The organism is Aeromonas sp. s10, assembly GCF_040907975.1.
GTDB classification, from domain to species: domain Bacteria; phylum Pseudomonadota; class Gammaproteobacteria; order Enterobacterales; family Aeromonadaceae; genus Aeromonas; species Aeromonas caviae.
This window is the reverse complement of the sequence record NZ_JBFOCV010000019.1, coordinates 1-5,558: the sequence shown is the minus strand read 5'-3', so window position 1 is coordinate 5,558 and position 5,558 is coordinate 1. Positions and strand designations below refer to the sequence as shown.

The 5,558-nt window shown below is 62.4% G+C and carries 6 protein-coding genes and 1 pseudogene; all 7 read left to right on the top strand.

Translation table 11 applies throughout. The features are described 5' to 3' along the window. Nucleotides 1-454 (top strand): annotated as a pseudogene (locus tag AB5Y59_RS05110) (phage tail protein); the annotation flags it as partial. A 9-nt stretch (nt 455-463) separates the two neighbouring features. Next, nucleotides 464-877 carry a tail fiber assembly protein gene (locus AB5Y59_RS05105; RefSeq protein WP_139737839.1) on the top strand — a complete coding sequence of 138 codons (414 nt, stop codon included), beginning with the start codon at nt 464-466 and terminating at the stop codon, nt 875-877. A gap of 212 nt (nt 878-1,089) precedes the next feature. Next, nucleotides 1,090-2,262 (top strand): phage tail sheath protein, encoded by a 1,173-nt coding sequence (locus AB5Y59_RS05100; protein ID WP_368211585.1) that lies wholly within the window; start codon nt 1,090-1,092, stop codon nt 2,260-2,262. A 9-nt stretch (nt 2,263-2,271) separates the two neighbouring features. Continuing rightward, nucleotides 2,272-2,790, top strand: a complete 519-nt coding sequence (locus tag AB5Y59_RS05095; RefSeq protein WP_104452361.1) for a phage major tail tube protein — start codon at nt 2,272-2,274, stop codon at nt 2,788-2,790. Nucleotides 2,791-2,870: 80 nt separating this feature from the next. Next, nucleotides 2,871-3,155, top strand: a complete 285-nt coding sequence (locus AB5Y59_RS05090) for a phage tail assembly protein (protein WP_025327469.1) — start codon at nt 2,871-2,873, stop codon at nt 3,153-3,155. A gap of 8 nt (nt 3,156-3,163) precedes the next feature. Continuing rightward, on the top strand, nt 3,164-3,295 hold the full coding sequence (locus tag AB5Y59_RS05085; protein WP_201926187.1) for a GpE family phage tail protein: 132 nt from the start codon (nt 3,164-3,166) through the stop codon (nt 3,293-3,295). Beyond that, the coding region (locus AB5Y59_RS05080) for a phage tail tape measure protein (protein ID WP_368211582.1) at nt 3,292-5,558 on the top strand (2,267 nt) is incomplete at its 3' end. The genes AB5Y59_RS05085 and AB5Y59_RS05080, both read left to right, overlap by 4 nt.

Genomic DNA, 5,558 nt, shown 5'->3' with positions numbered 1-5,558 from the left:
GGGGACCGATGACAGCAAGTTTGTGACGGCATTGAAACTGATGAACTGGGTCAAGCAAGCCGGTGAGTCCGTGCTCGGCATGCTGAAGGTGGCAACGCAGGCGCAAACGAACGCGGGCGCGGCCGACGATGTGGCTGTCACCCCCAAGAAGCTGCGTGCCGGGTTTGCAGCATCCTTTGCAACCGCCGGGTATCTTGCATTTCCGACATGGATGGGTGGGCTGATCATTCAGTGGGGCAGTATTTTTGTGACTGCAAACTCAACGGCCACCGGTTCATTGCCCATTGCATTCCCAACAGCGGCGTTTCAAGGGGTATGTACCTATGACAGCCCTGTTGGCTCCATCTACCCCACTGCCGCCATGAATTTTCCGTCGTTATCGACCTATCAAATCGGCGTAAAGAGCTCAGCCGGTACCAACTTCATCATGCGATACATCGCCATCGGGTATTAGGAGACCACCATGTACAAATATGATCCTGAGTCCAAAGGGTTCTATCTGACGGCAATTCATGGCGACAACATTCCCCACACCGCAATCACTCTCAGGCCGGGGGACTATGAACGGCTGGTCAACGGTCAAAGTGACCAGCAAGAGATCACCATGGTCGATGGCTACCCTGTTTTGCAGGAACGTCCGGCCCCGTCAGCGCAACAGATGGCAGAGCTGATGCTGACCCAGCTCGATATCGCCGCTGCCGGAGAGATTGAGCGCCTCCGCCCTGCCGTGGATGGCGGCTATGCCAAGGCGATTGATGTCGAGCTGCTGGCACAATGGCAGCGCTATCGCTACGAGCTGCCGGATGTGCGCAGCCAGCCGGGCTGGCCTGAGCAACCCGCCTGGCCGCCGCGCCCGGGCGATCCCGCCACCGAATAACCCTTGAGTCCGACCACCACCCCGCCCTGTGCGGGGTGTTTCGTGACTGCCGTCATCCGCCACCTTGTCACCGCTTCGCCAGTGTGTGCGGCCCTCACACACTGGCCGCCGCTCGCCTGACATCCCCTGCCCCTGCATCCTGACCCTGCTCGCATCACAGGTATTACCTACGCACAGAATGCTCCGTCCGGACAACAGGAGAACCTATGGCACTGGACCAATTTCACCACGGCGTGCGCGTCGTGGAAGCCAACGAGGGCACGCGCACCATCCGCACCGTCGCCACGGCGGTGATCGGCATCATCTGCACCAGCAGCGATGCGGATGCCGCTTACTTCCCCCTCAACAAACCCGTGCTGATTGCCAACCTGCCGGCGGCCATCGCCAAGGCGGGCAACACCGGCAACCTCAAACGCTCGCTTCAAACCATCTATGACACCGTCAACACCATCGTCATCGCCGTGCGCGTGGCCGATGGCGCCGACGCCGCCGAGCTGACCAGCAACATCATCGGGACCATCCTGCCGGATGGCAGCTATACCGGCCTCAAGGCGCTGGAGCGTGCTGCCCCGGTCACGGGCGTCAAGCCGCGCATCCTCTGCGTGCCGGACAACTGCACCCTCCCCATCGCCACCGCCCTGGCGGGCGCTGCCAAAAAGCTGCGCGCCTTCGCCTATGTGCCGACCATCGCCGACACCGTCGAAGCAGCGCTCGCCTACCGCGAGAACTTCTCCAGCCGCGAACTGATGCCGATCCACGGCGACTGGACCGCCTGGGACACCGCCGCCAATGCCAGCATCAAGCTTGATGCCTGCCTCAAGGCGGCCGCCATGCGGGCATTCATCGACAAGGAGATTGGCTGGCACAAGACCCTGTCGAACGTCGGCGTGACCGGGGTCGACGGCATGACCAAGGCCCTGTTCTGGGATCTGCAAGACCCCGATACCGAGGTCGGCCTGCTCAACGCCAACGAAATCACCGCTCTCATCCGGTCCGATGGTTTCCGGTACTGGGGTAACCGCACCTGTTCCGATGACCCGCTGTTCGCCTTCGAGAACTACACCCGCACCGCCCAGATCCTGGCCGACACCATGGCCGAGGCGCACATGTGGGCCAACGACAAACCGCTCACCCCCACCCTGGTGAAAGACATCATCGAGGGCATCAAGGCCAAGGGCCGGGAACTGGTGGCGGGCGGTTACCTGCTCGGCTTTGACTGCTGGTACAACGAGGAGCTCAACGACAAAGACACCCTCAAGGCCGGCAAGCTGCGCATCGATTACAACTACACCCCGGTGCCGCCGCTCGAAGACCTCGGCTTCATCCAGCGCATCACCGACACCTACCTCATCGACTTCGGCGCCCGCGTCGCGGCCGCCGCATAAGGAGCCACCATGGCACTGCCACGCAAACTCAAACGCCTGAACGTCTTCCTCAATGGCGATAACTGGGTCGGTGAAGCGGAAGATTTCACCCCGGCCAAGCTGTCCCGCAAGTTTGAAGCCTATCGCGGCGGCGGCATGGGGGGTGCCGTCAACATCGACATGGGGCTGGATGACAGCGCCCTCGATGTCTCGTTCACCTTCGGCGGCTACGGCGAACCCCTGCTGAATTGCATGGGTGAGCCCAAAGCCGACGGCACCAGCCTGCGCTTTGCCGGTTCAGTCCAGCGTGATGACACCGGCGAAGTGGTCGCCGTCGAAATCGTCTGTCGTGGCCGCTTCAAAGAGCTCGACCGCGGCACTCTCAAGGCTGGCGACAACACCCAGGCCAAAGTCAGCATGGTCAACACCTACTACAAAGAGACCATCAACGGCCGGGTGATGCACGAGATTGACCTGATCAACATGGTCGAGATTGGCCCCGACGGCGTCGACCGCATGGCCGAACACCGCAAAGCCATCGGCCTCTAACCCACCCAACAACCCAACGGGCGGCCCTTATCCCAACAGAAAGTGCCGCCCTCACCACATCCACAACAGGAACAAGCACCATGGAACAGAAAGAAATCACCCTCGACACCCCGATCCAGCGCGGCGAGAGCACCCTCAACAGCCTGATCATCCGCAGCCCCAAGAAGGCGGGCCACCTGCGCGGGCTCAACACGATGGACATCGTCCAGATGAACGTGGATACCCTCATCAAACTGCTGCCCCGCATCACCGACCTGACCGAAAAGGAAGTGAACGATATGGACCCGGCTGACCTGCTCAAAGCCGGGGTAGTGGTGGTCGGTTTTTTGATGGGCTCGCAGCAGGAGGCCTACCTCACTGCATAGACGATCTGATGGCCGAGATCGCCATCATCGCCCATTGGCCGCCGTCCGAGATGGCGGCCATGGACATCAGCGAGCTGATGGGCTGGCACCAACGCCTCGTTGAGATTCACAACCGCATCAACGGGGCAGACGAACAATGAACCCTCTCAAACTGCAAATCCTGCTCGGGGCGGTCGACAAACTCACCGCCCCCCTCAAGGCAGCCAGCGGCCAGAGCCGCATCACCGCCAAAGACCTCGCCGAGACGAAAAAGCGCATCAAGGAACTGGAATCCCAGAGCGGCCAGATTGACGGCTATCGCACCCTGGGAAGCCAAATTGGCGCTACCCGCGCCCAGCTCACAGCAGCCCAGCGCGATGCCCAGCAGATGGCCCAGCAACTTGCCCGGGTCGAGCAACCGACCAAGGCCATGACCCGCGCCATGGAGCAGGCCAAGCAGAAGGTACGCGACCTCTCCCAGCAAGAGCGGGAAATGGTCGCCCGTCACGGCAGCCTGAAACGGGCCCTGGGCGAGGCAGGTATCAACACCAAGCAGCTCGGCGAACACCAGCGCCGCCTCAAGACCGATCTGGCTTCCGCCAATACCCAGCTCGACCAGCAGCGCGCCAAGCTGGGCCAACTGGCCGACCAGCAAAAGCGCCTCAACCAGGTCAAGGCCAGCTATGACAAGACCATGTCGATGCGCGGCACCATAGCGGGCTATGGCGCCGCAGGCATGGCAACCGGTGCTGCGGCCATCTACAAGGGCACCAACATCGCCAGCAAGGCCATGGGCTTTGATGTCGACATGTCCAAGGTGCAGGCGATCACCAGGCTGGACAAAAGCAGCAGCGAACTGGCCGCCTTGCGGGCTCAGGCCCGGGAGCTCGGCGCCAATACCGCCTTCACGGCGGGCGAAGCGGCACAGGGCCAGGGCTTCCTCGCCATGGCTGGCTTTACACCCAAGGCGATCCGTGACGCCATGCCTGGGGTGCTCGACATCGCCAAGGCCGGGGGCGTCGAAATTGCCGCCGCAGCGGATATCGGCTCCAACATCCTGACCGGCTTCAAGCTGCCGGCAAACCAGATGACCCGACTCGGGGATGTGATGGTCGGCACCTTCACCCGCGCCAACGTCGACTTGCAGATGCTGGGGGAAACCATGAAGTACGTGGGCCCGGTAGCGGCGGGCCTTGGCGTGGACCTTGAAACCGCCTCTGCCATGGCGGGTAAGCTGGGGGATGCCGGTATCCAGGGAAGCATGGGCGGTACCGCCATGCGAGCCATTCTAGGCCGCCTCGCGGCGCCCCCCAAGGCCGCGCACGACGCGCTCGCCGCCCTGAACGTCAAGACCGCCGATGCCGCCGGTAACCTGCGCGCCCTGCCCGATATTCTCGACGAGCTCTACAAGAAGACCAGCAAGATGGGGGACACCACCCGATCGGGCTACTTCAAGGCCATCGCCGGTGAGGAAGCCTTCGCCGCCCTGGCCGTACTGACCGAACAGGCGGGATCCGGCAAGCTGCAGGAGCTCATCGCCACCTTGAAGCAATCCCAGGGCGAGGCGGGCAAGGTAGCCAAGGTCATGGCTGATAACGCCATCGGTGATCTGGATAACCTCACCTCCGCGTGGGATGACGTGGGCATCCAGATGATGGAGACCGAGAACGGCCCGATGCGCGGGATCATCCAGCGTGTCACCGAGATTATCCAGGTCACCGGCAACTGGATGCGGGCCAACCCTGAACTCACGTCCACCCTGACCCGCATCGCGGCCGTGACAGCCGTGGCCGCCGCCGCTGGCGGTTCACTGCTACTTGTCGTGGCTGGCCTGCTGGGCCCGCTGGCGGCCATCAAAATGGGGATGTCGATGCTGCTGGTCTATGGAAGCCCCTTGCTGACCTTCATCAAGGCACTGACCATGGGCATGGTCAGGCTCGGCATTGCCATGCTCACCAACCCCATTGGCTGGTTCATCATGGGCATTGTGGCCATCGCCGCCGGGGCTTACCTGCTCTACAAGAACTGGGATGGTGTCGCCGCATGGTTCAGTGGACTGTGGGCGCAGTGCCAGGCCCCTGCGCTCGCCTTCTGGGAGCTCCTGAAAGAACTCTTCTCATGGACCCCCATCGGCATGCTGACTATGCACTGGGGCGAGATCTGGGCCTTCTTCGATACCTTACCAGCGGGGGCAGCCAACAAGGGCAAAGCCATCGTCGACGGTCTGATTGGTGGCATCACTGCGAAGTGGGAGAGCCTGAAAGCCAAGATAAAAGCCCTGACCGACCTGCTGCCGGACTGGATGAAAGGGGATGGCTCGGTCACGGCCAACGTCAACCCGTCAGGCTACCTCACCGGAAACTACAACACTGCCGCCATGGCCGGGGGATCCGGCTACGGTCCGCGCATCGTGACGCCGCCGCG

Coding starts and splice junctions, on each gene's coding strand:
- AB5Y59_RS05090 (WP_025327469.1), top strand. CDS start 2,871: ATGGAACAGAAAGAAATCACCCTCGACACCCCGATCCAGCGCGGCGAG.
- AB5Y59_RS05095 (WP_104452361.1), top strand. CDS start 2,272: ATGGCACTGCCACGCAAACTCAAACGCCTGAACGTCTTCCTCAATGGC.
- AB5Y59_RS05085 (WP_201926187.1), top strand. CDS start 3,164: ATGGCCGAGATCGCCATCATCGCCCATTGGCCGCCGTCCGAGATGGCG.
- AB5Y59_RS05105 (WP_139737839.1), top strand. CDS start 464: ATGTACAAATATGATCCTGAGTCCAAAGGGTTCTATCTGACGGCAATT.